The 25131-nt window shown below is 61.3% G+C and carries 28 protein-coding genes and 1 pseudogene; 23 read left to right on the forward strand and 6 right to left on the reverse strand.

The window, feature by feature from the left end; genetic code table 11:
- Positions 1 to 3: 3 nt before the first annotated feature.
- Complete coding sequence (locus AC1DU8_RS06020; RefSeq protein WP_477726543.1) at positions 4 to 1317, reverse strand: O-acetylhomoserine aminocarboxypropyltransferase; 1314 nt, start codon at positions 1315 to 1317, stop codon at positions 4 to 6.
- 171 nt (positions 1318 to 1488) lie between these two features.
- Here AC1DU8_RS06020 and AC1DU8_RS06025 point away from each other — a divergent pair, with 171 nt between their 5' ends.
- The 5 genes from AC1DU8_RS06025 (at position 1489) to AC1DU8_RS06045 (ending at position 5017) form a co-directional block, all read left to right on the forward strand.
- Positions 1489 to 1944, forward strand: coding sequence for a CBS domain-containing protein (locus AC1DU8_RS06025; protein ID WP_457280097.1), 456 nt, complete (start codon positions 1489 to 1491; stop codon positions 1942 to 1944).
- Positions 1945 to 2105: 161 nt separating this feature from the next.
- On the forward strand, positions 2106 to 3296 hold the full coding sequence (locus AC1DU8_RS06030) for an MFS transporter (protein WP_477726544.1): 1191 nt from the start codon (positions 2106 to 2108) through the stop codon (positions 3294 to 3296).
- A 66-nt stretch (positions 3297 to 3362) separates the two neighbouring features.
- The gene (locus AC1DU8_RS06035; protein WP_477726545.1) at positions 3363 to 4130 is read left to right on the forward strand and encodes a hypothetical protein; all 768 of its coding nucleotides are present in this window, start codon (positions 3363 to 3365) and stop codon (positions 4128 to 4130) included.
- A gap of 75 nt (positions 4131 to 4205) precedes the next feature.
- A complete protein-coding gene (locus AC1DU8_RS06040; RefSeq protein WP_457280100.1) occupies positions 4206 to 4601 on the forward strand; it encodes a hypothetical protein in 396 nt (131 codons plus the stop codon).
- The gene (locus AC1DU8_RS06045) at positions 4598 to 5017 is read left to right on the forward strand and encodes a hypothetical protein (protein WP_477726546.1); all 420 of its coding nucleotides are present in this window, start codon (positions 4598 to 4600) and stop codon (positions 5015 to 5017) included. Before AC1DU8_RS06040 ends, AC1DU8_RS06045 begins: the two co-directional genes overlap by 4 nt.
- A 114-nt stretch (positions 5018 to 5131) precedes the next feature.
- On the opposite strand, the gene AC1DU8_RS06050 is transcribed toward AC1DU8_RS06045, so the two are convergent.
- Positions 5132 to 6352: a polyhydroxyalkanoate depolymerase gene (locus AC1DU8_RS06050; RefSeq protein ID WP_477726547.1), complete on the reverse strand. Its 1221-nt coding sequence runs from the start codon at positions 6350 to 6352 to the stop codon at positions 5132 to 5134.
- Between the two features lie 169 nt (positions 6353 to 6521).
- On the opposite strand from AC1DU8_RS06050, the gene AC1DU8_RS06055 reads away from it, so the two are divergent.
- The gene (locus AC1DU8_RS06055; protein ID WP_457280103.1) at positions 6522 to 7178 is read left to right on the forward strand and encodes a glutathione S-transferase; all 657 of its coding nucleotides are present in this window, start codon (positions 6522 to 6524) and stop codon (positions 7176 to 7178) included.
- A 226-nt stretch (positions 7179 to 7404) separates the two neighbouring features.
- On the opposite strand, the gene AC1DU8_RS06060 is transcribed toward AC1DU8_RS06055, so the two are convergent.
- The gene (locus AC1DU8_RS06060; protein WP_092130677.1) at positions 7405 to 7827 is read right to left on the reverse strand and encodes a cupin domain-containing protein; all 423 of its coding nucleotides are present in this window, start codon (positions 7825 to 7827) and stop codon (positions 7405 to 7407) included.
- Between the two features lie 309 nt (positions 7828 to 8136).
- Here AC1DU8_RS06060 and AC1DU8_RS06065 point away from each other — a divergent pair, with 309 nt between their 5' ends.
- The 3 genes from AC1DU8_RS06065 (at position 8137) to aroC (ending at position 10431) form a co-directional block, all read left to right on the forward strand.
- Positions 8137 to 8583 (forward strand): hypothetical protein, encoded by a 447-nt coding sequence (locus AC1DU8_RS06065; RefSeq protein WP_477726548.1) that lies wholly within the window; start codon positions 8137 to 8139, stop codon positions 8581 to 8583.
- A gap of 34 nt (positions 8584 to 8617) precedes the next feature.
- Positions 8618 to 9220 (forward strand): hypothetical protein, encoded by a 603-nt coding sequence (locus AC1DU8_RS06070; RefSeq protein ID WP_477726549.1) that lies wholly within the window; start codon positions 8618 to 8620, stop codon positions 9218 to 9220.
- Positions 9221 to 9333: 113 nt separating this feature from the next.
- Positions 9334 to 10431 (forward strand): chorismate synthase, encoded by a 1098-nt coding sequence (aroC, locus tag AC1DU8_RS06075; RefSeq protein WP_457280106.1) that lies wholly within the window; start codon positions 9334 to 9336, stop codon positions 10429 to 10431.
- Between the two features lie 130 nt (positions 10432 to 10561).
- Here the strand turns inward: aroC and AC1DU8_RS06080 are convergent, their stop codons facing one another.
- Positions 10562 to 11446 (reverse strand): DMT family transporter, encoded by an 885-nt coding sequence (locus tag AC1DU8_RS06080; RefSeq protein WP_457280107.1) that lies wholly within the window; start codon positions 11444 to 11446, stop codon positions 10562 to 10564.
- Between the two features lie 144 nt (positions 11447 to 11590).
- Between AC1DU8_RS06080 and AC1DU8_RS06085 the strand changes: the two are divergent.
- Positions 11591 to 11749: pseudogene (locus AC1DU8_RS06085) on the forward strand (short-chain dehydrogenase); the annotation flags it as partial.
- Between the two features lie 271 nt (positions 11750 to 12020).
- On the opposite strand, the gene AC1DU8_RS06090 reads toward AC1DU8_RS06085, so the two are convergent.
- The gene (locus AC1DU8_RS06090; protein ID WP_457280108.1) at positions 12021 to 12833 is read right to left on the reverse strand and encodes an IclR family transcriptional regulator domain-containing protein; all 813 of its coding nucleotides are present in this window, start codon (positions 12831 to 12833) and stop codon (positions 12021 to 12023) included.
- Positions 12834 to 13026: 193 nt separating this feature from the next.
- Here AC1DU8_RS06090 and AC1DU8_RS06095 point away from each other — a divergent pair, with 193 nt between their 5' ends.
- The 13 genes from AC1DU8_RS06095 (at position 13027) to arfB (ending at position 24324) form a co-directional block, all read left to right on the forward strand.
- A complete protein-coding gene (locus AC1DU8_RS06095; RefSeq protein ID WP_457280109.1) occupies positions 13027 to 13995 on the forward strand; it encodes a shikimate dehydrogenase family protein in 969 nt (322 codons plus the stop codon).
- Positions 13996 to 14022: 27 nt separating this feature from the next.
- Complete coding sequence (locus tag AC1DU8_RS06100) at positions 14023 to 15234, forward strand: ABC transporter substrate-binding protein (RefSeq protein ID WP_457280110.1); 1212 nt, start codon at positions 14023 to 14025, stop codon at positions 15232 to 15234.
- 117 nt (positions 15235 to 15351) lie between these two features.
- Complete coding sequence (locus tag AC1DU8_RS06105) at positions 15352 to 16227, forward strand: branched-chain amino acid ABC transporter permease (RefSeq protein WP_457280111.1); 876 nt, start codon at positions 15352 to 15354, stop codon at positions 16225 to 16227.
- Entirely contained in the window at positions 16224 to 17231 is a 1008-nt protein-coding gene (locus tag AC1DU8_RS06110; protein ID WP_457280112.1) for a branched-chain amino acid ABC transporter permease, read from the forward strand. Before AC1DU8_RS06105 ends, AC1DU8_RS06110 begins: the two co-directional genes overlap by 4 nt.
- The gene (locus AC1DU8_RS06115) at positions 17228 to 17986 is read left to right on the forward strand and encodes an ABC transporter ATP-binding protein (protein ID WP_457280113.1); all 759 of its coding nucleotides are present in this window, start codon (positions 17228 to 17230) and stop codon (positions 17984 to 17986) included. The genes AC1DU8_RS06110 and AC1DU8_RS06115 overlap by 4 nt, the downstream gene beginning before the upstream one ends.
- A gap of 127 nt (positions 17987 to 18113) precedes the next feature.
- Positions 18114 to 18875, forward strand: coding sequence for an ABC transporter ATP-binding protein (locus AC1DU8_RS06120; RefSeq protein WP_457280114.1), 762 nt, complete (start codon positions 18114 to 18116; stop codon positions 18873 to 18875).
- A gap of 31 nt (positions 18876 to 18906) precedes the next feature.
- A complete protein-coding gene (locus tag AC1DU8_RS06125) occupies positions 18907 to 19809 on the forward strand; it encodes a VOC family protein (protein ID WP_457280115.1) in 903 nt (300 codons plus the stop codon).
- A 13-nt stretch (positions 19810 to 19822) separates the two neighbouring features.
- Positions 19823 to 20716, forward strand: coding sequence for a sugar phosphate isomerase/epimerase family protein (locus tag AC1DU8_RS06130; RefSeq protein ID WP_457280960.1), 894 nt, complete (start codon positions 19823 to 19825; stop codon positions 20714 to 20716).
- A gap of 124 nt (positions 20717 to 20840) precedes the next feature.
- Positions 20841 to 22079 carry a 3-carboxy-cis,cis-muconate cycloisomerase gene (gene pcaB / locus AC1DU8_RS06135; RefSeq protein ID WP_457280116.1) on the forward strand — a complete coding sequence of 413 codons (1239 nt, stop codon included), beginning with the start codon at positions 20841 to 20843 and terminating at the stop codon, positions 22077 to 22079.
- Positions 22080 to 22082: 3 nt separating this feature from the next.
- Positions 22083 to 22475, forward strand: a complete 393-nt coding sequence (locus AC1DU8_RS06140) for a carboxymuconolactone decarboxylase family protein (protein ID WP_477726550.1) — start codon at positions 22083 to 22085, stop codon at positions 22473 to 22475.
- 47 nt (positions 22476 to 22522) lie between these two features.
- Entirely contained in the window at positions 22523 to 23305 is a 783-nt protein-coding gene (locus AC1DU8_RS06145) for an alpha/beta fold hydrolase (protein ID WP_457280118.1), read from the forward strand.
- Between the two features lie 137 nt (positions 23306 to 23442).
- On the forward strand, positions 23443 to 23892 hold the full coding sequence (gene aroQ, locus AC1DU8_RS06150; protein WP_477726551.1) for a type II 3-dehydroquinate dehydratase: 450 nt from the start codon (positions 23443 to 23445) through the stop codon (positions 23890 to 23892).
- An 18-nt stretch (positions 23893 to 23910) separates the two neighbouring features.
- Positions 23911 to 24324 (forward strand): alternative ribosome rescue aminoacyl-tRNA hydrolase ArfB, encoded by a 414-nt coding sequence (gene arfB, locus AC1DU8_RS06155; protein WP_457280120.1) that lies wholly within the window; start codon positions 23911 to 23913, stop codon positions 24322 to 24324.
- Positions 24325 to 24352: 28 nt separating this feature from the next.
- Here the strand turns inward: arfB and AC1DU8_RS06160 are convergent, their stop codons facing one another.
- Positions 24353 to 24964, reverse strand: a complete 612-nt coding sequence (locus AC1DU8_RS06160) for a DUF6198 family protein (protein WP_477726552.1) — start codon at positions 24962 to 24964, stop codon at positions 24353 to 24355.
- Positions 24965 to 25131 lie beyond the last annotated feature (167 nt).

The following is a 25131-nucleotide window of genomic DNA, read 5'->3' on the forward strand; positions in this document are numbered from 1 at the left end:
GCTTCAGGTCCCCGCTTTCACGGCGGCTTTTTCTGCCGCCTTGAGGGCGCGCTTGAGGTCGTCCAGCAGGTCGTCCGGGTCTTCCAGGCCAATCGACAGGCGAATCGTTCCCTGCGTGATGCCGCCGGCCGCCAGCGCTTCGTCGCTCATGCGGAAATGCGTGGTGCTGGCAGGGTGGATCACCAGGCTGCGGCAGTCGCCTACGTTGGCCAGGTGGCTGAAGACTTTCAGCGCTTCGATGAAGGCCTTGCCCTGTTCACGGTTGCCCTTGATGTCGAAGCTGAACACTGAGCCGGCGCCGCGCGGCAGCAGCTTTTTGGCCAGTGCGTGGCTGGGGTGCGATTCGAGCATCGGATGGCCCACGCGCGAGACCAGCGGGTGGGCGGCGAGAAACTGCACCACTTTTTCGGTATTGCCCATGTGCCGCGCCATGCGAAGCGGCAGGGTTTCAATGCCTTGCAGAATCAGCCATGCCGTGTGCGGGCTCATGCAGGCGCCGAAGTCGCGCAAGCCCTCACGCCGCGCGCGCAGCAGGAAGGCGCCCACGGTGCTTTCCTCGCTGAACACCATGTTGTGAAAGCCTTCGTAGGCCTCGGTCAGCTCGGAAAATTTGCCGGGCTTTTCCCAGTCGAAACTGCCGCCATCCACCACCACGCCGCCGATCACCGTGCCGTGGCCACTCAGGAACTTGGTCGCCGAGTGGTAGACCAGGTCGGCGCCGTGGTCAAAGGGCTTGATCAGCCAGGGCGAGGTGAGGGTGGAGTCCACCAGCAGCGGCACGCCGGTGTCATGGGCAATGCCGGATACCGCTTCGATGTCCAGGACGTCGAGGCCCGGGTTGCCCACGGTTTCACCGAAGAAAAGTTTGGTGTTGGGCTGCACGGCGGCGCGCCAGCCATCCAGGTCGCCGGGCTTGACGAAGGTGGTGGCTATGCCGAAACGGCGCAAGGTGTAGTGCAGCAGGTTCTGGCTGCCGCCGTAAAGCGCGGTGCTGGCGACGATGTGCGAGCCGGCGCCCATCAAGGTGGCAATTGCCAGGTGCAGCGCAGCCTGCCCGCTCGACGTAGCAATCGCGCCTATGCCGCCTTCCAGGGCCGACACGCGCTGCTCCAGCACCGCATTGGTCGGGTTGCTGATGCGTGAATAGACATGGCCCGCGCGTTCGAGGTTAAAGAGGCTGGCCGCGTGGTCGCTCGATTCGAAGACGAAAGAAGTCGTCAGGTGAATCGGCACGGCACGCGCGCCGGTGGATGGGTCGGGCGCGGCGCCGGCGTGCAACGCCAGGGTGTCGAAGCCGGGGTCTGAGTAACCGGGCATGGGTTTGTCTCCAGTCAGAAAAAAGTGGCGGTGCGCCGGGCAATCGCAGGAGCCCGAACAGATTCTTGCAACCTGCCGTTTGATTGTGGGCTATATTTAAACTGAATTCCCTGTTGCCGCGCTGTGGTGGGACAATGAGGGCCGGCAAGCAGCACAACCGAGGAGATGGCCATGAAGGTTCTAGACATACTGCGCGTGAAGGGCAACACGCTTTACACCGTCCAGCCTGACGAACCCCTTGCCAAGGCGGCCCAGATCATGGCCGAAAAAGACATCGGCTCACTGGTCGTCATGGAGCATGGTGACCTGGTCGGCATGCTGACATTTCGCGAAGTGATTGTCTGCATCGTCAAAAACGGCGGCGAGATCGGCAGCACGCTGGTGCGCACCGCCATGGACGACCACCCGCTCACCTGCACGTCGGAGACCGAACTCGACGAAGTCCGCCGCATGATGCTGGAACGCCACGCGCGCTACATGCCCGTGATGAACCAGAAAGTCATGATGGGCGTGATCAGCCTCTACGACGTGGCCAAGGCCGTGGTGGACAGCCAGAACTTCGAAAACAAGATGCTCAAGGCCTACATCCGCGACTGGCCGGAAGAAGACGGCGCCGACCGCAGCTGACACGAGTGGTACGGGCCTGATGGCGTTCTTTGCATAAAAGATGCCGCCAGCCCAATCAGCCCAATCAGCCCAATCAGGAAGAGCGCAAGGCGCTATCAAAATAATAGCCAGATGCGCTAGGTATCTGGCCTGCTTTGCGGGGCAAGGCGATGGGAGCAGGGGTGCGCGACAACGCCAACAACGCCAACGGCCAGCTGTTTTATAGCTCCCTGTTCCTTTCCAGGCTTGCCGACCAGATACTGCTGTTCCTGGTTCCTCTGGTGGTTTTCGAAATCACGGGAAGTGTGGCCTGGTCAGGTATCGCCTTCACGGTAGAGACGCTCCCCCGCTTCCTGGCTTTTCCCGTGTGCGGCGCGCTGTGCGACCGGGTTTCGCCTCTCAAGCTTTTGCGCATCAGCCAGCTCTACCGCGCGCTCGTGTGCATCGGCGGGGCGGCCGCTTTTCAGTGGTTGGGCGGCATTGGCTGGTTGATTGCCCTGTCGGCGGTCTGCGGTGTGCTGACCACGCAGGGCCTGATGGCCCGCGAGGTCATGCTGCCGCAGATATTCAGGCAGCACCGCTTTGAAAAAGTGCTGGCCCATGCGCAGATTGCCGACCAGCTCGGCATGGTCCTGGGCCCCGTGCTGGCGTCACTGCTGCTGCGCTGGATGCCGTGGCCCGCGGTGGTGGCGGCCACCGCGGCGCTCTTTTTGCTGGCCGATGGCGCCGTGACCTTGTGGCGCCGGAAGAACCCGGTTGAGCTGGCCGCGCCCGAGACCGCCCCGGACCATTGGCTGCTGCCCATCCGCACCGCGTTTTCGCAGGTGCTGCACCTGCCGGGCCTGAAAAAAGTGATTGCGCTGGCGGCCGGCATCAACCTGGTGATCGGCGTGACGCTCGCCACCTCGGCCGCGATGGTGACCGGGCTGCTGCAGCGCTCTGCGGGCGATTATGCGTTGCTGCAAACGGCCGGCGCCATTGCCACCGTCATCATCCTGCTGTTCATCGCCCGCACTGTGCTGCCCTTGCGCACCCTGGGCCTGGTGTCATACAGCGTGATGTTGGCCGGCGGCTTGCTGACGGGGCTGGCCGGCAGCTTCTGGGTGTACACCGCCGGTTTCTTGCTGGTGATCGGCTTTGACAAGATGTTCAACGTCTATATCCGCAGCCTGCGCCAGAAACTGATTCCACCGCGCGACCTGGGCAAGACTACTGGCGTGATCGTGATGCTCAACAATTTGTCGCAGCCGCTGGCGGGGATGCTGGTGGGGGTGTTTGCAGGGGTGATGGAGGGGCGCGGGGTGATTTTGGGATTGGTGGGGGTGATGGGCTTGATTGGGATTTTGGTTGCCTGGATAAGGCGAGGCGATTAAATTGCAATCCATGCGCAAATTCTGGTCCTGCACCGCAGTCAAACCTTAACGACCGGAAGCAGCGCCATGCGTCTCTTTGTCACCATCATCGCCTTTGCGGGCATTGCCCTGTTTGGGACCGCCTTTGTCGCGTCCTATGTCAATCCAGGCCTTGTCGAGACCTTGGCGCGTGATGCGATCCGAATGGAAGTGGAGCGCAGAGTGAGCGAACGAATCGAAGCACTGGACGGCGGCAAGCTCGCGGAAATGGCAAAAGGCCTTTCTGGCAGGAATTCATCGGAGATCGCCGAACTCAAACGCAAGCTGGCTGAAGGTCTTCCTCAAAAGGTTGCCGCTGTCGCTGCGCAAATGAGAAATATCGATTGCGAGTGCCGCAAGGCGATCGAAAAATCCATGACCGGGATTCTTGAGCGCAGAACCGCCGATCTGTCGCGCATCAACGAGCGGCTCGAACTTCTGATTCGCACCCAGTACATGGGTGTGGCGGAATCACTGACGCGAGAGTTCCGCATCTTTACCGGCGCAAACGCGCTCGTCTTCTCGCTGCTCGCCATTGCCGCAGCTCTTCGCAAGCGCGCCGGGCTGCAACTTGTGCTGCCGACGGTGGTGCTGCTTGGGGCCGCAGGATTGGTTGGGTATCTGTACCTCTTCCATCAGAACTGGCTGCACACTGTTCTCTTCTCGGACTATGTTGGCTTGGGGTACTTCATCTATTTGGGGCTTGCAATCGCCTTGCTCACGGACATTGTGTTCAACAGGGCGCGCCTTACGACGCGGCTAATCAACGCCATATTCAGTGCTGTTGGGTCCAGCTTGCAGGCAGTGCCATGTTGAGAAATGACCTGACTACAGTATCGAACAAACGTGTGCCGCAAAGCCGCATCTAGCATTTCACCTCAAACAGCAGTCATGGACCGTACAGAATTCTTCTTCGCGCTATCCGGCATGGTTGTCGGCGTGTTTGTGGCCGCGACGGGATGGCCGGAGACATTCGACAAGATATTCCTGGGCGGCGCTGTTGCGCTTGGGGTTGCCGGTTCTGTGTCTGTCTCATTCATCCTTCATCGCCTAAGTGCCGGTCATCGCGATATCTACAACGAGATCGGCGCTAACCATGAAGACTTGTCGTGGGGCATTGGTGACGCTTTTGGCCGATTCAAAAAATTCTTGCGCAGTTCACGCCACCGGGAGCTTGATGACGGTTTTCTCAGTACCGCCGTGGTGGTGGGCCGCACGAGCTGGCGTTTAAGTTTTGTGCTGGCGGGAATTGCCTTGTTCTTTGCGCTCAGGAGCCTGGTCGGATGACTCCGACGCTAGGTGTCGCCGACATGGGTGAGAAATACTATGTCTGGGAAATCATCTCGTACGCATGGACCGAGATCGGAATCGAGGACACCGAATGCCGGCAACTTGTGCTGAAAGGCAATATCTCGGCGGATGACCTCAAGCTCGTCGATCGAATCATCTTCAGGGATGTCTGCGCCTCGTTTGCCTTTGACACATTCCTGATTTTTCCGCTCATGCTGTGGATGATCATGCCGGACTGGGGATACGAAGAAAGTTACCTCAAGAAGCGTATGGAGCGCTGGTACGCCCGGCCATATTGGATTCACTTTCTGAACCCGATGCGATGTCTGGGCTATCCGCTTGCCGTGCTCATGGCGCTCAAGTACCGATCGATGCTGCGCAGAGTTGTGTTGAATGGGCACGATGACGTCTAGGCAGGGCATCGGACTCTGCCGGCAAGCGCTCGCTCACGGTTCGACTTGGCGCTATTAATTCAGGAGCTGGTTGCGCCCGTATCCATTGGCCTGGAGGCCGATTTTGTATGAATTTCAGCCCATGCTCGAGTGAATCATCTCCCGAACCCGCGGATAAATCTGCTGGTTCCACTTGCGCCCGCTGAACACCCCATAGTGCCCCACGCCGGTCTGCACATGGTGAGTTTTCATGTAGGGCCGGATGCCGGTGCACAGATCCTGCGCCGCTACCGTTTGCCCTACGGCGCAGATGTCGTCGCGTTCCCCCTCAACCGTCATGAGCGCCGTACGGCGAATGGCGGCAGGTTTGACGAGGCGGCCGCGATAGCTGAGCTTGCCGAGCGGCAGGTCGTAGGTCTGGAAGACTTTTTCGACCGTTTCGAGATAGAACTCGGCTGGTAAATCGTTCACGGCCAGGTACTCGTCATAAAACACACGGATGATGTTGGCCTTTTCCACATCACCGTCCACGAGGTGCTGGTACATGTCCTGGAAGGATTTTTTGTGCCGGTCCAGGTTCATGCTCAGAAAAGCGCTGAGCTGCACAAAACCCGGATACACGCGGCGCATGTAGCCGGCGTGCGGAAGCGGCACATGGCTGATCAGGTTTTTTTCGAACCACTCAATCGGCTGGCTGGTGGCCAGGGTGTTGACGCCGGTGGGGTTCACGCGGCAGTCCACCGGGCCGGCCATCAGGGTCAGGCTGCGTGGCTGGGCCGGGTCGTCGTCTTCGGCCATGATGGCGGTGGCCGCCAGCGCCGCCACGCAAGGCTGGCATACCGCCACCACATGGGTGCCCGGGCCAATCGCCTGGGTGAAGCGGATCATGTGGTCGACGTAGTCGTCCAGCGCAAACGGGCCGTGGCTCAGGGACACATCGCGCGCGTTGTGCCAGTCGGTGATGTACACGTCGTGGTCTTGCAGCAGGGTGCGCACGGTTTCGCGCAGCAGCGTGGCAAAGTGGCCCGACAGCGGCGCCACCAGCAGCACCGGCGGCTGGAAGGGCAGGCCCGCGGGTGTTTCCTTGCGAAAGCGCAGCAGGGTGCCAAAGGGCATGGACAGAACGGTTTCTTCCGTCACGGCAAGTTCGCGCTCGCCCACCTCCACTGAACTGATGCCGTAGGCCGGCCGTGTATGCGTCAGCCGCAGGCGTGAAAACACCTCCATCGACGCCGAAATCTTGCGGAGCAGGCTGCCTTCGGTTTTACCCAGCCAGAATGCCGCGCTACCGCTTTGGGCGAACAGGCGAAACGGCGACAGCAGGTCGGACTGGGTTTGGTAGGCCTGGTAAAGCATGGTTGTCCTGACATGAATCGGAATTCGTTGTCTCTTTGTCTCTGCCAGTCCATGCAGGCAAGTTACGGGCCAGTCGGAGCCGAAAAGCGCAGGCTGGCATAAGCCTTGCGGGAGTTCATGCATCCATCCTGCTAGCCAGCAGGGCCTTTCCGGTTCAAGGAGCATGTGCATGGCCAAAGCCATCCTGACGATCAGCAGCAAGAACTACGGAGCGTGGGCCCTGCGCGGCTGGCTGCTGGCGAAGTTCGCGGGTCTGGAATTCACCGAAAAAGTGATTTCACCGGACGACCCGGCGATGAAGGCCGAAATGCTGCTGCTCTCGTCCAGCATGCTGGTGCCTTCGCTGCAGCACGGCAACGTCAAGGTGTGGGACACCCTGGCGATTGCCGAATACCTCAATGAAATCAAGCCTAAAGCCCAGTTGCTGCCCGCGGACATCAAGGTACGGGCGCATTGCCGTGCGGTGTGCGGCGAAATGCATTCAGGCTTTGCCTCCATGCGCGCGGCGCTGCCGATGAACATCAAGGCGCATTTTTCGGGCTTCAAGGTCTGGTCCCGCGCGCAGGCCGATATTGACCGCGTGCTGGAAATCTGGAAGGAATGTCTGGCCACCTATGGCGGCCCCTACCTGTTTGGCAAGCAGCTGTCGGTGGCCGACGCCATGTATGCGCCGGTGGTGACCCGATTTCTCACTTACGACGTGCCGCTGGACAAGGCTTGTACCGCGTATTGCAAGCGCATCATGGAGTTGCCGGCGATGAAGGAGTGGGTGGCTGAGGCGCGGAAGGAGCCGGATGACATTGATGAGTTGGATGCGGAATTTTGAACACCCCCGTCCAGGCTCACTGCGTGTAGCCTGTTCCCCCCTTGCAGGGGGCGGCGCCTGGGGCCGGCGAAGCCGGACCCGCGGCCCCCACTGATGAAATACCCCCGCTATATACGCCCTGAAATCTTCAAGCCAGCATGAGCCGCGGGACTGGCTTTGCCAGACCGCAGGCGGGCGGCCCCCTCGGGGGGCAGGGAGCTACACGAAGTGAGCGACCGTGGGGGCGCTATTTCCAGGGGGTGGGTGGTGGAATTTCGCAGACCGGGTCTACGTCTATAGATTTGAAGTCCGCTGGCCCGACGATTTCCAGGTATTCCATGTCGGGGGAGTAGTCGAACAGGAAATGCTTGATGCCTGGTCGCTGGTGCACCACGTCGCCGGCCTCGACCAGGGTCTCCTTGTCTTCGTACATAAAGCGGGCCCAGCCCTTGGTCATGATGACGATCTGGAAATCTGCCTCATGACGGTGCCATCCCGTGCCTGTTTCTGGTGCCATATTCGCCTTCACAAGGTGCGCGATGACTTTGCCGTTGGTCGCGTCGGCAATGCCAAGGTCACGGTACAGGAAAAAATCGCGCAAACCACCGGAGACAAACTGCGTGTCGCCAGGCTTGACATGGGAAAACTTGGTCGCGGTGCGGTCCAGCATGGGGTGCTCCTGTTCAATCAAGACATCCAATTCAGGATTGGTGCGGTGCAGCAAGCATGAAGTGTTCCAGAGTGTGTACGGCAGGCGCTACACCGCTGGCTGCACAGCCAGGGCGACAGGGAGAGCGGCCGGTTGCAAAGCTATAGTTCAGGAGCGTCTAAATCCACCACCCATCCGACTCCAAGGCGTTTGACATGTGGCTCAAGCTCATTCGTTTCCTCAAGGGGGAGCAGAGGCCTGACCCTTTCTTCAAGCGAGGGCCGGGCTTGATCGGTTTTGTTGACACTTTCACCTTAGAAGACACTGTCCATGCGTCCATCGTTGAAGACCCGAAAGCCCATTGACCAACTCAAGCCGGAAGACCTCATCGCTTTTCCCATCTGGGAGTTCGCAAGCGACGAGGAAGGGGATGAAGAGCAGGACGAAACCTGGGTTCGTCCCCATCCGGCGAAGATGATGGGTCCAGACCTTTACGCCCTGTCCGTTGCAGCTGATTTCCTTGCTTCCTCAGGCCAGACGTTCACCGGCTTTGTTGGCGTGACCATGGCTGGCGATCTCGAGTTTGGGCATGGGGTGCTGCTGCACGAAAACGACCACATCTTCGTTCCCTCGGCCGAGTACCCGCAAGCAAAAAAAGAACGCAAGGCGGTTGCGGCCGCGCTGCGCATGAAAGAGTCTCAGGTCTTCCCGCTCAAGTTCACATTACGTGTTCTTCTGCAGGGCGAAGTTGCACCGCGCCACGGAGAGTTCGCGTAGTCGCAGTGCCGGCAAGCAACCAAACGCTCGCATCATGTCTGTTCTGGATCGACCATTCTTCAATCTGTCTGTGATCAGGGCACCGGTCGCCGAGGTTGCCCAGGCGTTTGATCGCTATCCGCCAATGCGGGTTCATAGCAGCCCAACCCCGTTTGTCTTGCCAGAACAGCCGTACACGGAAGACAAAGACGCGTCGCCGCTCATTCTGTGGTCACCGGCTAACGCCCCTGGGCTAACGGTTTTTATGCCTCACCTGTCTGCGGGAGATGGTTACGTGCCAGCCTATGCGCAGTCGACGTTTCGCTTTGATGTAATTTCCGTTCGAAGTACGGCTGATGATTGCAAGAAGGACGCGCTCAATGAGTTCTCGGCTTATTCCCAAGGCGCTTTGTTGCGCTTTGTACGCGTTATGAGTGACAACCCGGGTTGGGACTTCTATCAAAAGGGAGATCCTTTGTCCTTCGAAAACCTGGAAAAGTATCAGCAGCGATTAAAGCGGAAACGATTGCAGCGAGGCGATGTGCTTGCCTACATTGAATCCTGGGGAGCTCCAATAACATCGGCAATGTTCTGGCGCAGCGACTTTTCCGCTGTTACCTTCTTGCCGAAAGGGCCGGCCCCTTCGGCATTGGTCTGACATGACCACGAGAAACCAGCGCTACCCACACTCCGGGTTTGTCCGGGCGTGTCAACGGCGGGCCTGAATCAGGCTGTCCGCGCCCCCTCAGCCCCCTCTGGGATAATCCCCCCATGAGCGGAAATACCTTCGGAACCCTATTCGCAGTCACCAACTTCGGTGAATCCCACGGCCCGGCCATTGGCTGCGTGATTGACGGCTGCCCGCCCGGCATGGACTTGAGTGAGGCCGACATTCAGGGCGACCTGGACCGCCGCCGGCCAGGCACCAGCCGGCATGTGACCCAGCGCAATGAGCCCGATGCTGTCGAGATCCTCTCCGGCGTGTATGAGGGCAAGACCACGGGGACCCCCATCTGCCTCCTGATCAGGAACACCGACCAGCGCAGCAAGGACTACGGCAACATCCTGGAAACCTTCCGCCCAGGCCATGCCGACTACACCTACCTGCACAAATACGGCCGGCGCGACCCGCGTGGCGGCGGCCGTGCCTCCGCCCGCCTGACGGCCCCCATGGTGGCTGCCGGCGCGGTGGCCAAGAAGTGGCTGGCTGAAAAATACGGCACCACCTTTCGCGGCTGCATGACGCAGATTGGCGACATCGCGATTCCGTTTGAATCGTGGGAACACGTGCCGGGCAATCCGTTCTTCGCGCCGGTGGCTGACGTTTCGAAACTGGAAGACTACATGGATGCGCTGCGCAAGGCCGGCGACTCCTGCGGCGCGCGCATTCGTGTCACGGCGTCCAGGGTGCCGGTGGGCCTGGGTGATCCGCTCTTTGACAAGCTGGACGCCGACATTGCTTTTGCCATGATGGGCATCAACGCCGTCAAGGGCGTTGAAATCGGCGCCGGCTTTGCCAGCGTCACGCAGCGCGGCACCACGCACGGCGACGGTCTGTCGCCAGAGGGCTTTCAGTCGAACAACGCCGGCGGTGTGCTGGGCGGCATCAGCACGGGGCAAGACCTGGAGGTGTCCATCGCCATCAAGCCGACGAGCTCGATCATCACACCGCGCCAGTCGATCGACACCGCGGGCAACCCCTCCGAAGTGGTGACGAAGGGCCGGCATGACCCTTGTGTCGGCATTCGCGCCACGCCGATTGCCGAGGCCATGCTGGCCCTGGTGGTGATGGAGCATGCGCTGCGTCAGCGTGCGCAGAATGCGGATGTGGTGGTCGCCACGCCCAACATCATGCGAAGCCGCAAATAAATCTGCTGCGCGGCCCGATCTCGCATCTGCGGTCCTCACCGTACGGTGTGTACGGCCCCGGTCTTCGACGCGACCTCGGGCCGCTCGCCACGATTTCTTTACGACTTCGCGCCGGTGCGTGCCTTAAGCTTTATGGCTCAGGTGGCGCAGCCCGAAACGGGTTAAAGCCCGTGATCAGCGCGGTGGCCGACAGCACCAGCACGCAACCGGGCAGCATGCTGATCGTCACCGGCTCCCCCAGAAACAGCCCGCCCCAGGTCACGCCGAACAGCGGAATCATGAAGGCCGCCGACGTGGTGGCGCTGGCCGGAATCTCGCGCATCAGCCGCATGCTGATCCAGTACATAAACCCGGAGGTAAACGTGCCCAGCACCGTAACGGCAGCCACGGCGCCCGGCGTCAGGACAGCCGAGGGTGCGGCGATCCCGCCCGGTATGAGCAGGATCAGGGCCGCGGCCACATGCACCACCGCTGACGAGGGCAGCGGCGAATAGGCCATGGTGGCGCGTTTCATGAGGATGGCACCGAAGCCGTAGCTGGCCGACGCGGCCACACAGGCCAACGCCGCCAGCACGACCCGGGGCGTGACGGCGACGGGCCCCAGTTGCACCAGCAGCGCGACGCCGGCAAAGCCGACCGCGCAGCCGAGCAGGCGGATGCGGGTGAGTTTTTCCTCACCTGCCAGCGCGGCGGCCATCACGCCGAAGAGCGGCACCGTGGCATTGAGCACCGCCGAATAGCCCGACGGGATGACCAGCGCGGCCCAGTTGTACAGCACAAAGGGAACCACCACCGACAGCATGCTCAGCAGCGCCAGCCGGGGCCACGCCTCGCGCGGCGGCCATTGGCCGCGCAGCCTGCTCATCAGCAGGCCCAGCACGATCGAGGCCAGGACGCAGCGGGTGGCCGCTACCACCCACGGCCCCAGGGCGGGGCTGGCGATACGCAGCAGGGGAAATGATGCGCCCCAGAGGGCGGACATCGCGATGAGCTGGAGGAAGTGTCGGGTTTGCATCAAACGCCGCTCGGGCGGCAACAAAAGCGGCAATGGAAAAGATGGCTGCCTTGATTGTGCAAGATTCGGCCCGACGCTGCAGCGGCCCGCAAGGCATGGCCGGGGTGAAGGCGCGGATTTTTCCTACACCGCGCCAGGTGCGGGCCGCTCGTCATCAAGGACTTCGGCAAGAAGACCGACATGAGGCGGCCGGCGCAACCTGAGGAGTTGTCACCTGCTTATGTATTTCTGGCTTCTCCTGTTTGTTCCAGTTATGTCACGGGGATTGTTTTACCGGTGACGGGGAGTGTTGGGGCGGTTTGATTTTTTCGTAAAAAAAGGCTTTTGACTAATGGGAGTGGGCGCGAGCAGCTATTGAATTGATAGCGCCTCTTTGAGGCCGGATGTTGCTCCGGCTATGCGCCTTCTTCTGAGATCTGCTGGCCGGGGGTAGCCCGGCGGCTACTCACTTTTCTTTTGCTTCGCCAAAAGAAAAGTAAGCAAAAGAAAGTTACTTGCATGCCGGGCAACCCCCGGCCAGCCACCCTCAGCAAAGCGCGCATCGCCAGAGCAAGAACCGCCCTGGCAGATGCACTCAAATCAGGTTTCTCATCGCCTGCGCCGTCTCCCGCAACACCGATAAAACCCGTCCCCCCGCATCCTCACTCGACTCATGCCCCATGGGCATGGTCACGCTGAGCGCGCCTGCCACTTCCCCGTGCCGGTCCCGCAGCGGTACGGCAATACCGCGGTAATTGAGTTCCAGCTGCTGCTCGGAAATTGCCCATCCTTGCGCCCGCACGCGCGCCAGTTCTATCCGCAGGCGGTCCTTGCTGGCGATCGTGTACGAGGTATAGGCCTTGAGTTCGTGACTGGCCAGCCAGGTTTCCAGCCAGGCGGGGTCGCGCATCGACAGCATTAAAAGGCCTGCAGCCGTGACCTGGGCCTGCACGCGCGAGCCCAGCACGTAGCCGGTGTTCATGGCGCGGCTGGAGCCGTTGCGGGCGATGTAGACGATGTCGTCGCCGTCCATCACGCTGACGTACGCGCTCTCCTGCGTTCCGGCGGTCACGCGCTGCAAAAAGGGCTGCACGATGCGCGGCAGGCGTGCCGACTCCAGGTAGGACTGGCCCAGCCTGAGCACACGCGGTGTCAGCCAGAAGAGCTTGCCGTCGCCGGCGACATACCCCAGGTGTTCCAGCGTCAGCAAATAGCGGCGGGCGGCCGTCCGTGTCATGCCGCAGCGCGCCCCGGCCTGGCTGGCGGTCAGGCGTGGGTTGGCGTCGTCAAAACATTCGATGACGGACAGGCCTTTTTCCAGCCCGGCAATCCAGTCCCGCTTGTCCAGCGTGGAAGGGCTGGGGCCCTGCAATGTAGAGGGTGAAATGGGGAGTTTGGCCGCGGTCATTTGCTGAAGTATTCACAACACGGTGTCAACGTAGGCGTAGGTCAAACCCTTGTTTCGTTCGATCATCGATCTTAAATGAGCGATAAACGATCAATCGAGTAATAAACCTGTTGGGGTTCCTGGGGCTAGCTACTAAAGTTCACACCGAATCTGGCAATTTCAATCGATTATCGAACGTTTCAGGCAATCCAGCATGTTTTCCACCATTCAGGGCAATACCGATGTGTATCTGATCCCCGGCGATCCGGTCGGGCAGGTGCGTGCGCCGGAGGTGTTCAACCTGATCTTCAAGACGCTGGGTATTGATGCTGTCCTTGTCCCGGTGCATGTGGCTGCCGGGGACATCCAGGCTTTTGTGAAGGCCGCTTTCCTGGCCAGGAACGTCAAAGGCATGCTGCTGACCATTCCGCACAAGGCCGAAGTGATGAGCCTGCTCTCGCATTGCAATGACGCGGGCCGGGTAGCCGGCGCGGTGAATGGCATTCGCCGTAACGCAGCCGGTGAACTGGAAGGCGCCTTGTTTGACGGCAAAGGTTTTGTCCTGTCGCTGGACTATTTCGGTGTGGCCTACGCCGGCAAGCGCGTGTTGATACTGGGCGCAGGCGGCGCGGCTGCCGCGATTACCGCTTCACTCGCAATGGCGGGCAGCCAGGCGCCAGCCGCCATTTCGCTCTATGACCCGGCGCCCGGCAAGGCGCAGGTGCTGGCCGACCAGATTGCCGCCGCTATGCCGCTGTCAAACGCAAGCATCGCGGCTGTGAGCAGCGGCGACCCGTCGGGCCATGACGTGGTGGTGAATGCCTCACCGCTGGGGCTCAGGGCCGATGATCCCCTGCCGTGCGATGTGTCCCGTATGGCGCCGCACGCGGCCGTCATGGACATCCTCATGAAGAACCAGCCGACGCCGCTGGTTCGGGCTGCCCGCGAGCGCGGTCTGGCCGCGCAGCCCGGATTTGAGATGCTGATCCAGCAGGTGCCGGACTACCTGGATTTTTTTGGGCATGCCGCAGCGGCGCAGGCCGTTCGCCGCGATGCCACCTTTATCCGCGGGCATTTGTACCCCGCCACGATGGCCGGTGAAATCAGGCGCCCCTTCCAAACCACACCATCTGACAGTGTTCCCATCCCAGGAGTCGGGGAAGCACGACTCGCATCACCTTGATTTTTTAACCCCCCAGAGGAGACAACCATGAAAAAACGATTCGCTCTCAAATTGATAGCTGCTTGCGCGCTCACAGTAAGCGCTAGCGCCGGTTTTGCGCAAGACGTCATCAAAATCGCCAACATTGTCGAGCTGTCCGGCGGCGGCGCCACGGCAGGCACCAACTTCAAGAACGGCGTTGAGCTGGCCGTCAGGGAAATCAATGCCAACGGCGGCATCCTGGGGAAGAAAATCCAGACAACCACCGCTGATACGCAAAGCAATGCGGGCGTGGCCAAGGGGCTGACGCAAAAGGCCATCGATGATGACGCGTTTGCCATCTTCGGCCCGGTGTTCTCCGGCTCCATCATGGTCAGCATGGCCGAATCACGACGCGCCGAGGTGCCCAACTTCACCGGGGGCGAGGCAGCCAGCATCACCGAGCAGGGCAACCCTTACGTGTTTCGCACCAGTTTCACGCAAGCCACTGCCATGCCCAAGGTGGCACGCTACATCAGTGACCAGGCCAAGCTCAAAAGCATTGCCGTCATTTATGTGAACAACGATTTCGGCAAGGGTGGCATGGACTCGATCAGGAAGGCCCTCGCCAATTCGCCGACCAAAATCCTGAGCGAGATCTCCACCGAACCCGGCCAGGTCGACTTCTCCGCCGCGGTGCTGCGTGCCAAGCAAAGCAATGCAGACGGCGTGTTCGCCTATTCGAACGAAGAAGAGTCGGCACGCTTGCTGCGCGAGCTGCGCAAGCAGGGCTGGAACAAACCCATCATCGGTGAAACCACCCTGACGGGCCAGAAGGTCATTGAGCTGGCCGGTGAGGCTGCCAACGGCGCGATTGCCCACGTAGGCTTGACGGTGGATGCGCCGGTGCCCGCCATCCGCGCCTTCAAGGCCAAGTTCGAAAAAGACTACAAGTACATCTCCGACCACAACGGCATGAAGGGCTACTCCGGTGTCTACGTGCTCAAGGCCGCCATCGAAAAAGCCGGCAAGCTGGATCGCAAGGCCGTGGCTGCGGCCATGAAGGGCTTGAAGGTCAACACCGACAAATACCCCGGCGCGCTGATGTACACCGAGTTCGACAACAAGGGCGACCTCGACCGCATGAGCTTCATGGTGGAAGTCAAAAACGGCAAGCAGGAAGTCATTGACATGGTTCCCCCGCTTGGCCTGGCCACCCGGGACGTGAGCAAGACCCTTCCTTTGGCACCTGCTGCGGCCAAGCCGGCCGCGAAGAAGTAACTGAGTAACTGCAACCTCGGCCGGCCATGCGGGGCCGGCCGCTCATGGGGCAGGGCGCAAGCCCTTCCCATTGAGAACTCCGCTGAATGCAACCGACTTTCTCCATCGGACCTTCCCATGACAGACTTTCTCCAACTCTTTTTCTCGGGCCTGGCCACCGGCAGCATTTATGCGCTGGCAGCCCTGGGCTTTACCTTGCTGTGGCAGGCCTCGGGAACGATCAACTTTGCGCAGGGTGAATTTGTCATGCTGCCGGCCTTCATGATGCTGGCCTTCATTTCGCTGGGCGCACCCATGCTGGTGAGCTTTGTGCTGGCGGTGCTGCTGGCCGTGCTGCTGCTGGGCTGGGTCTTCAAGCGGGGGGTGGTGGATCCGCTCTTCAAGTACGGCATGATGCCCATCGTCGTGGCGACCATCGGGCTTTCCATTGCCCTGCGCAATGGCGTGCGCGCCGGCTACAGCGCCGAAGCCCATCCTTTTCCGAGCCTGTTTGCCGACAAGTTGTTCAACATCGCCGGCGTCACGATAACGCTGCAGGACATCGGCACTTTTGCGCTGGCCCTGATCATCGTGATGGCGACACAGGCTTTCCTGGCCAAAACCGTCACGGGCCGTGCCATGCAGGCCGTGGCACAAAACACCGAAAGTGCTTCGGTACTGGGCATCAATGTGCCGCGCATGATTTTCTACACCTTCGCCATCAATGCCGTGCTGGCGGTGGCGGCGGCCCTGCTGGTCACGCCCACTTACCTTGCCAAGTTCGACATGGGCGAAGGCCTGGGTACGAAGGCTTTTTTCGCCGCCATCATCGGCGGCTTCAACAACTCGCGCGGCGCCTTGCTGGGCGGGCTGATCGTAGGGGTATGCGAGAACCTGGCTGCCGCCTATATTTCACCGGCCTACAAGGACGCCGTGGCGCTGGTTATTTTTATGGTGGTGATTCTCTTCAAGCCACAAGGCCTGCTGGGTAAAAAAGAGGAGCGCAAGGTATGAAGCTCGCCAACAACAAATTTGCCCTGGTATTGACGGTTCTGGCCGCTTTGCTGGTACTGGCAGTGCCGCAGTTCCTGAAGAGCTACGGCATCTACCTGCTGACCTACTGGCTGGTTTTTATCATTGCCACCATGGGACTGAACCTGACCATTGGCTACGCGGGCCAGAAATCGCTGGGCCACGCGGCCTTCTTCGGTATTGGCGCCTACACCGTCGCCATCCTGATGAAGGCGGGTGTCAGCTTCTGGCTTGGTTTGCCGGCTGCCGCACTGATCTGTTTTGCCGTCGGGCTGATCCTGGGCTTCCCGGCGCTGCGCGTGCAAGCCATTTACCTGGCATTCGCAACGCTGGGTTTTAACACCGCCATCTGGCTGGTCATGCGCAATGAAGAGTGGCTCACCGGAGGCACCTTCGGCATCAACAACATTGCACGGCCGTCCCTCTTCGGTTATTCGCTCGAAGGCAACCTGCCTTACTACTACTTTGTACTGGCCGTGACGGTCATCCTTTCGGGCCTGCTGTGGGGGTTGCTGCGCTCACCCTGGGGCAAAGCTTTCACGGCCTTGCGCGACAACCCGATACGGGCCGAGAGCCTGGGGGTGGATATCCGCAATTACACGCTGCTGAGTTTTGCCATTGGCGCGGCTTACGCCGGCATCGCCGGTGCGCTGTTTGCATCGCTGGTGCAGTTTATTGAGCCGGGGCCCTTCACCGTGGCCGCGTCCATCATGATGTATCTGATGGTGGTGGTCGGCGGTGCGGGCTATTTCCTGGGCCCCATCGTGGGCGCCGCGGTGGGGGTGGTGCTGCCGGAATGGCTGCGCGATGTGCCGCTGGTGTCCAACTGGTATTTGCCGATGTTCGGCGCTGCGGTGGTGCTGTTGATGGTGTGGCTGCCCGATGGGTTGCTCAGCATTCCTGACCGTATCCGTGCCAAGCGCGCAGCGCGTGAGGCGTCCCAGGCACGTGCGGCTGCAGCCAGCCGGATCGGAGCGGCATCATGACAAACGCATTGTTAAAAGTTGCCGGGCTCAAGAAGGCCTATGGCGCCATTCAGGCTGTGGGCGGGGTCTCCTTTGAAGTCATGCCGGGGGAAATCTTTGGTGTCATCGGACCCAATGGCTCGGGTAAAACCACCATGTTCAACAGCGTGTTGGGCCAGATCAGCCCCGATGCCGGCACGATCGAACTCAACGGCAAAACCATTACCGGCCTGTCACCGCTGGAGCTCAGCCGGCGCGGCGTGGGCCGCACCTTCCAGACGCTGCAGGTGTTTGGAAAGATGACGGTGCGCGACAACCTGATCGTGGCAGCCCAGGAGCACAAGGGCAGCCTGCTCGGCCGCATGTTTGCGCCCGGCGACTCGGGGCTGGGCGACAAGGCCGATGCGCTCATCGACCAGTTCCGCATCCGCCATGTGGCTGACAAGCTCGCCGGCACCTTGAGCTACGGCCAGCAAAAGCTGGTGGACATCGCCATGGCTTTCATGGCCGAACCGGATCTGGTGCTGCTTGATGAGCCGTGTGCCGGCGTCAATCCCAGCCTGGTGGGCGGCATTTCGTCGCTGCTCCGGGATCTGAACCAAAACCCCAAATTTGGCCGCAAGGCGTCGTTTGTGGTGATCGAGCACAACATGGATTTTGTGATGGGCCTGTGCCACCGCATCATGGTGATGGTCGAAGGCAAGGTGCTGGCCATTGGAACGCCGGCGGAAATTCGGGCCAATAAAGAGGTATTGGACGCATATCTTGGTAATTAGAGCCCCCTGTCTCGGCTCACTTTGTGTAGCCGGAATCCCCCTCAGGGGGACAACCGCTGCGGCCCGGCGGAGCCGGTTCCGCGCCGTTGCTTGGAAAGAGGTCAACTGAGGCTTCATGGAGATTGATATGACAAGTGACATCTGTATTGAATTTGACGATGTGGTGGCGGGTTACAAGGACTTCATGATCCTGAACAACCTGTCATTCAAGGTGCGTACGGGTTCCATCACGCTGCTGTTGGGCCCCAATGGTGCGGGCAAGTCCACGGTTTTGAAAGCGCTGTTTGGCCTGCTCAAACCGCGCCAGGGCCGCATCCTGTTGAACGGCGAGGACATTTCGGGCGTCAGCCAGAAAGAATTGCTGGCCAAAGGAATCGTGTTTGTGCCCCAGGGGCGCAACCTGTTTGGCCAGCTCACCGTGTGGCAGAACCTGGAGCTGGGCGGCATCACGTTGGGTACGAAAACCACACACGAGCGTATTCCCGAGGTGCTGGAGTTTTTCCCGCGCGTCAAGGAACGCCTGCATTCCCAGGCGTCAGCGCTTTCGGGTGGTGAACAGAAGCAACTTGAAATCGGCCGGGCTTTGCTGCTGCGCCCCAAGGTTATCCTGATTGACGAACCCTCGATCGGGCTATCACCCATGGTGGTGCAGGACGTGTTCAAGCTGTTGCAGAAGCTGGCGGCGCAGGGCACCACGGTATTGATGGTTGAGCAAAACGTCAAAAGTGCGCTGAAAATTTCCGATGACGCCATCGCGCTTGAGTCGGGGCAACTGGTGCTGCACAAGCCGGCGGCCGAGCTGCTGGCAGACCCCAACATCGAACGCCTTTTCCTCGGCGGCGGCCATGTGCCGGGCGCAACCGTGGCGCCCGCCATGGCAACTTCCTGAATCTGCTGCAACCTCTCACCGGAGACACACCATGAGCACCTTTGCACAGGCACCAACCGCAGACCGGGAAGCCATTCCCGAAGTTGCCAACCCCCTGGGGCTGGACGGCATTGAGTTCATTGAATACACCACTGCCAAGCCGCAGGCGTTGGGACAGGTGCTGGAAACGATGGGTTTCCGTCCGGTTGCCCGCCACCGCTCGCGCGAGGTATTGCTGTACCGGCAAGGCAGCATGAACGTGATTGTCAATGCCCACATTCCCGCCATGCCGGATGGCGCCGCGCCGACCGACAAGCCGGTGATTGCCGCTGTGGCCTTGCGCGTGCGGGACGCGGCAGACGCTTACCACCGTGCGCTGGAGCGGGGCGCCTGGGCCGTGCCGTCGCGCGTCGAGGTGATGGAGCTGAACATCCCGGCCATCCATGGCGTGGGAAAGAGCCGCATTTATTTTGTAGACCGTTACGACAAGTTTTCGATCTATGACGTTGACTTTGTCCCCATTCCCACGGTGGAGCAGCATCCGCCGGCGGTGGCGGGACTGCATTTCTTTGGTGTCGTGCAATACATCGGCAATGACCGTACTGAAGATTGGGCCGAGTTTTACCGCGAGCTGTTTGGCTTTACCGACCTGCCCGACGAACAGCGCTTCGGCATTCTGCCCAAGGGACGCATCCTTCGCAGCCCGTGCCCGCCTTCGTCGCGCTTTTACCTTCAGCTGATCGAACCTGAAGCCAGCGTGCTCGACGTGGAAGGGGACGAAAGCCTGCAGCGCATTGGCCTGGGCAGCGCAGACGTGCTGGTCACCGTTGCCGAGCTGCGCAAGCGCGGCGTGGAATTCCTCGAGTCACCCGGGGTCCATACCGAGGACCGCGGCGCGCTGACCAAGAGCTGGATGGGCAGCGTGAGTTTTGAGCTGGTCCATGACGTACGCTAAACAGGCGCCAGGCATGAGCCACTACAGCGGCAACATCGACGATTTCGGGATGGACACCATCTCGCTGGCAGGTCCGCTGGAAGCCAAGCTCAAAGCCGTGCGCGAGGCTGGCTTTACGCAGATCATGCTCGCGGCCAAAGACCTGGTAGGCCACCCAGACGGCATGGAAGCCGCCGTCGCTGCGGTGCGTGCAAGCGGTTTGCGCGTCACCGGGTTCCAGGTGTTGCGTGATTTTGAGGGGCTGTCCGGGCACCTGCACGACTACAAGATGGACATCGCCAAATCGATGCTGGAAATGTGCCATGCGCTGGGCTGCCGCCTGCTGCTGATCTGTTCGTCAACCTCGGTGCACGCCACGGGTGAAACCCAGGCGCTGGTCAGGGACTTGCGCAAGCTGGCCATGCTGGCGATTCCGATGAATATCAAGATCGCCTACGAAGCCTTGTCGTGGGGCCGCACCGTCAATGAGTTCCCGCAGGCCTGGGACATTATTTGTGAAGCCGACATGCCCAACCTGGGTTTGGGCTTTGACTCCTTTCATATGTTTGCGACAAAGACCTCGCTGGATGAGCTGGACATACTGGATCCGGACAAAATTTTTCTGGTGCAGCTGGCCGACTTCATGTGGACGGAAATCAAGTCGGTCGAGGAACGTATTGCCACCGCCCGGCATTTCCGCGTGTTTCCAGGTGAGGGTGTGCACAGCGAAGCGCTGGCCACACTGGTCACCAAGCTGCATGGCCTGGGCTACCGTGGCGATTACAGCTTTGAAGTGTTCAACGACGACTACCAGCAAATGCCTTTGCCCACAGTAGCCCAGCGCGCATGGCGCTCTGCACTGTGGCTGGGGGAGGATGTGCTGCGTCGTTCCGTGCCGCTGCCTAACCAGATCCGCTTGAGAAAATGAAGCTCCCACGCTCGTCACTTCGTGCCTGCGGTGCGCTGCCCCATTCTTCCGCGTATGGGGCGCATTTCCCCTTGGCGCGGCCCGGTGGAAAAACATCAGCCATTGTTTTTTGAGAGTTCACGGCATGAGCAGTATTTTTGAAGGTTTTTTGTCCACGCCGGAAATTCTGGAGGCCTTCAGCGAGCGTAACTTCCTGGATGCCATGTTGCGCTTTGAGGCTTCGCTGGCACAGGCGCAGGCCGAGGCCGGTCTGATTCCCGAGGCGGCGGCCCGTTCCATCGCCGGCACCTGCAAGGTCGAGCTGTTTGATGTGGCCAAGATCGTTCGCGAAAGCGGGCGCGCCGGCAGCATCGCCATTCCACTGGTCAAAGCCCTCAAGGAAACCGTAGGACTCTTCAACAAGGAGGCTGCCGGTTTTGTCCATTTCGGCTCGACCTCCCAGGACGTGATCGACACCGCGCTGGCGCTGGTGACCCGCAATGCGTTGGACCTGATTGAGGCCGACATCCGCAAGGCAGTGGCGGCGTTGCTGGTGCTGGCCCGCCGCCATGCCGCAGCCCCTGTGCTGGCCCGCACGCTGATGCAGCCGGCATCGGTCACCAGCTTTGGTTTCAAATGCGCGGGTTGGGCCGCGCCGCTGGCGCGCAGCCTGCAGCGCCTGCAGGTGGCCCGCCACAATGCGCTGGCCGTGCAGCTGGGCGGGGCCGTGGGAACACTGGCGCAGATGAACGGCAAGGGCCCGCAAATCATGGCGCATATGGCGGCCGACCTGAAGCTCAAGCCCGCTGCATTTGCCTGGCACACCCAGCGCGATGAGTGGGTGGCGCTGGGCTGCGAGCTGGGCCTGCTGGTAGGCAGCCTCGGGAAGATCGCCAAAGATATCTCGCTGATGGGCCAGTACGAAGTGGGCGAACTGGCGGAGCCGACCGAGCCGGGCCGCGGCGGTTCATCCGCCATGCCGCACAAGCGCAATCCGGTCGCCTGCATGGTGGGACTGGCTGCAGCGCAGCGCGCGCCGCAGCGCGTGGCCGCCCTGTTGGCGGCCATGGCGCAGGAGCATGAGCGCGCCCTGGGGAACTGGCAGGCCGAATTGGCCGAATGGCCGGGGCTTCTGATGTCGGCGCACGGATCCGTCCGCGCCATGGCCCAGGCCCTGCCGGGCCTGCAGGTGGACACCCAGCGCATGAGTGCCAACCTGGAGGCGCTGCGTTCCGTGCTGCCCGCTGATGCCGCCGACGAGTGGTTTAACCCGGCGCTGGTGCGGCATGCGTCAACACTCGCGCATGCCCAAGCCGACGCTGTTGAAGCACTGGTGGGGCAAACGCACACTGACAGCCATCGCACCAAGACCGCAAAAAGGTAAAACATGAACGACCATGACAAGGGAATGATCAACCGCCGGCGCGTGCTCGGTGATGCCTGGGTGGACCGTTCCATCGCCAAAAGCAATGCCTTCAACGGCGAGTTCCAGGACCTGATCACGCGTTATGCGTGGAATGAAGTCTGGGGCCGGCCGGCGTTGGGGGACAAGACGCGCCGCCTGATGGTGCTGTCGACCATGATTGCGCTCAAGGCGTACGAAGAATTTGCCATGCATGTACGCGCCGCACTCGACGGCCCGCCGGAGTCGCGGCTCACGCCGGACGATATCAAGGAAGTGATTCTGCAGGCCGCCATTTACTGCGGTGTTCCCGCCGCCAACCATGCGTTCTCTGTGGCGGGTGACATCCTTCGCGAAAAAGGCCTGCTCGCCGACTGACAGGGCACGCATCTGCGGCTCCCAAGCAATACATCATTGAAAGACGCATGAAAGAACCTCATCTGCACTGGATCAGTGAAGGCCAGGGGCCTGTCGTCGTGCTCAGCCATGCATTGGGCTGTGACCTCACGATGTGGGACGGCGTGACGGCCATCCTGAAGAATCGTTACACCGTGCTGCGCTATGACCACCGCGGCCACGGCCAATCGGAAGCGGTACCAGGCCCTTACACACTCGACCTGCTGGCCGATGATGTGGTGGGCCTTATTAATGGGCAGGGCGGTGGCCCGGTGCATTTTGTCGGGCTCAGCATGGGCGGCATGACGGCGCAGGCGCTGGCAGCGCGGCATCCGCAGCTGCTCAAAAGCATCGTCATTGCCAACGCCGCCATGTTTTACGACGACGCGGCGCGTGCCATGTGGCAGGCGCGCGTTCACACCGTACAGGCCCAGGGCGTGGCGGCGATATCAGACGGTGCGATGCAGCGCTGGTTTACGCCGGAATTCAGGGCGGACGAGGCGGGCGGCGGTGCGCGCAAGGTAGCCGCGCTACGCAAGGTGCTTGAAACCACCGATGCCACCGCTTATGCGGCCAGCTGCGAGGCGGTTTCCCGCATCGACTTCCGAATCAGTAACGGCGCGATCCAGTGCCCGGCCCTGGTGATTGCCGGCACGCGCGACGAGGCAACGCCCGTGGCCATGTCTGAAGCGATTTGCGCCAGCATCAAGGGCGCGCAATTGCGCACCTTGCCAGCGGCTCATTTGAGCGCGGTGGAGCAACCAGATGCATTTGCCGACTTGCTGGAACGCTTTTTCGAAAGCCTGCGCTAGGGCGCTGCCGGCGGCCTGATCGGGCAGGTGCGGGAGCGGGGGGGCAGGGTGCTTCGGTGATGGGGCGGCGGCGTCGATAATCGGCCCAGGCTAATAGCCAAGCCCCACCCACCCGAACATCCGGAAAGCCCCGCTTCATGAAAACAATCCTTGTCCTGAATGGCCCCAACCTCAACTTGCTGGGAACGCGTGAGCCGGCCGTGTACGGCTCGCAGACCCTGGCCGATGTGGAAGCGCTGTGCACCAAGGCCTGCGCAACCCACGGTTTCAGGCTCGACTTTCGCCAAAGCAACCACGAAGGCGTGATGATTGACGCGATCCATGAAGCCGGGCGCGCCCAGGCGGCTGGCACGCTGGCAGGCATCGTGCTGAATGCCGGTGCTTACACCCACACCAGCGTGGCCCTGCACGATGCCATCAAGGGCGCGGGCGTCACGGTGATCGAGCTGCACATCAGCAATGTGCATGCACGCGAAGCCTTCCGGCATCACTCTTATATTTCACCGGCTGCCAAGGCGGTGATGGCCGGCTTCGGCATCAAGGGCTACGCCCTGGCCATCGCGGGCCTGGCCGAGCTGGCGGCCTGATCCGGTTGCGGCTGACCCATGGCTGCGCCACCGAAATTTCCCGTTGACGAACGCGAGGTGGAGTTCAGTGCCATCCGCGCTCAGGGTGCGGGCGGGCAAAACGTCAACAAGGTCTCCAGCGCGATTCACCTGCGCTTTGACATTGCGGCCTCGTCACTGCCTGATGCCGTCAAGGAGCGGCTGCTGGCAACCAGTGACAATCGCATCACGCAGGAGGGTGTGCTGGTGCTCAAGGCCCAGCAGCACCGCACCCAGGAAATGAACCGCAGCGATGCCATGGCGCGCCTGCAGGAGATTGTTGACAGCGTCTCCACACCGCCCCGGGCGCGGCGCGCGACGAAACCCACCTACGGCTCGAAGCAGCGCCGGCTGGCCGGCAAAAGCCAGCGCTCGGAAATCAAGTCTTCGCGGGGCAAGGTGGGCGGCGACTGAGTCCTGCCGGCAGTCCACCAGGTGCCGTTCAGGTCACCATATAGGGCCCGGGTTTGTGGTTGACCCAGAGGAAAAGGCTCATCAGTACGGCGGCCATGACGGAATACGCCACGCGCTCAGGGGGCACGACTGCCAGCGCCATCAACACCACGGCCGAATCAATGGCCATCTGTATCTTGCCGGCGCGCCAGCCGTGCTTTTCCTGAAGATAGAGGGTCACGATGGTGGCGCCGCCCAGGCTGGCCCGGTGCCGGGCCAGGAAGAGGCAGCCGGTCCCCAGCAGCAGGCCGCCCACCAGCGCGGCGTACAGCGGGTGGATGTCTGCGATGTCGAGCACTCGGGGCGACCAGTCCGCCAGCAGCGACAGCAATGCAATGGACAGGAAGGTCTTGATGGTGAACTCGCGGCCCATGCGGCTCCAGGAGAACCAGTAAAAGGGCAGATTGACCAGAAAGAACAGCTTGCCGAAACTCATGCCCGTGGCGTAGTGCAGCACAAAGGCCACGCCGGCCGTACCGCCCGTCAACAGGCCTGCCTGGTTGAAGATCACCATCGCCAGCGACACAAACAGCGTGCCCGTGAAGATGCCTTGCGCATCGTCAAAAAGGGTGTGGCGCTCGGGGGGAGGAAATGGGGCCATGGGGACGCTGGGATATTTGGCTGCGGGCAGGTTGCAGCAGCTGTGCATGATTTGTGCCAATGCTGGCGGCACGCTCGTCCGCGCAAAAGGCGATGCGCCCGTGTTCCCCGCAAGCCAGGATTGCGCTTTCCAGGCGCTAAATATGCATGATTTAGGGCTCCAGGCCA

It is taken from the genome of Polaromonas sp. P3_A5 (genome assembly GCF_056403055.1).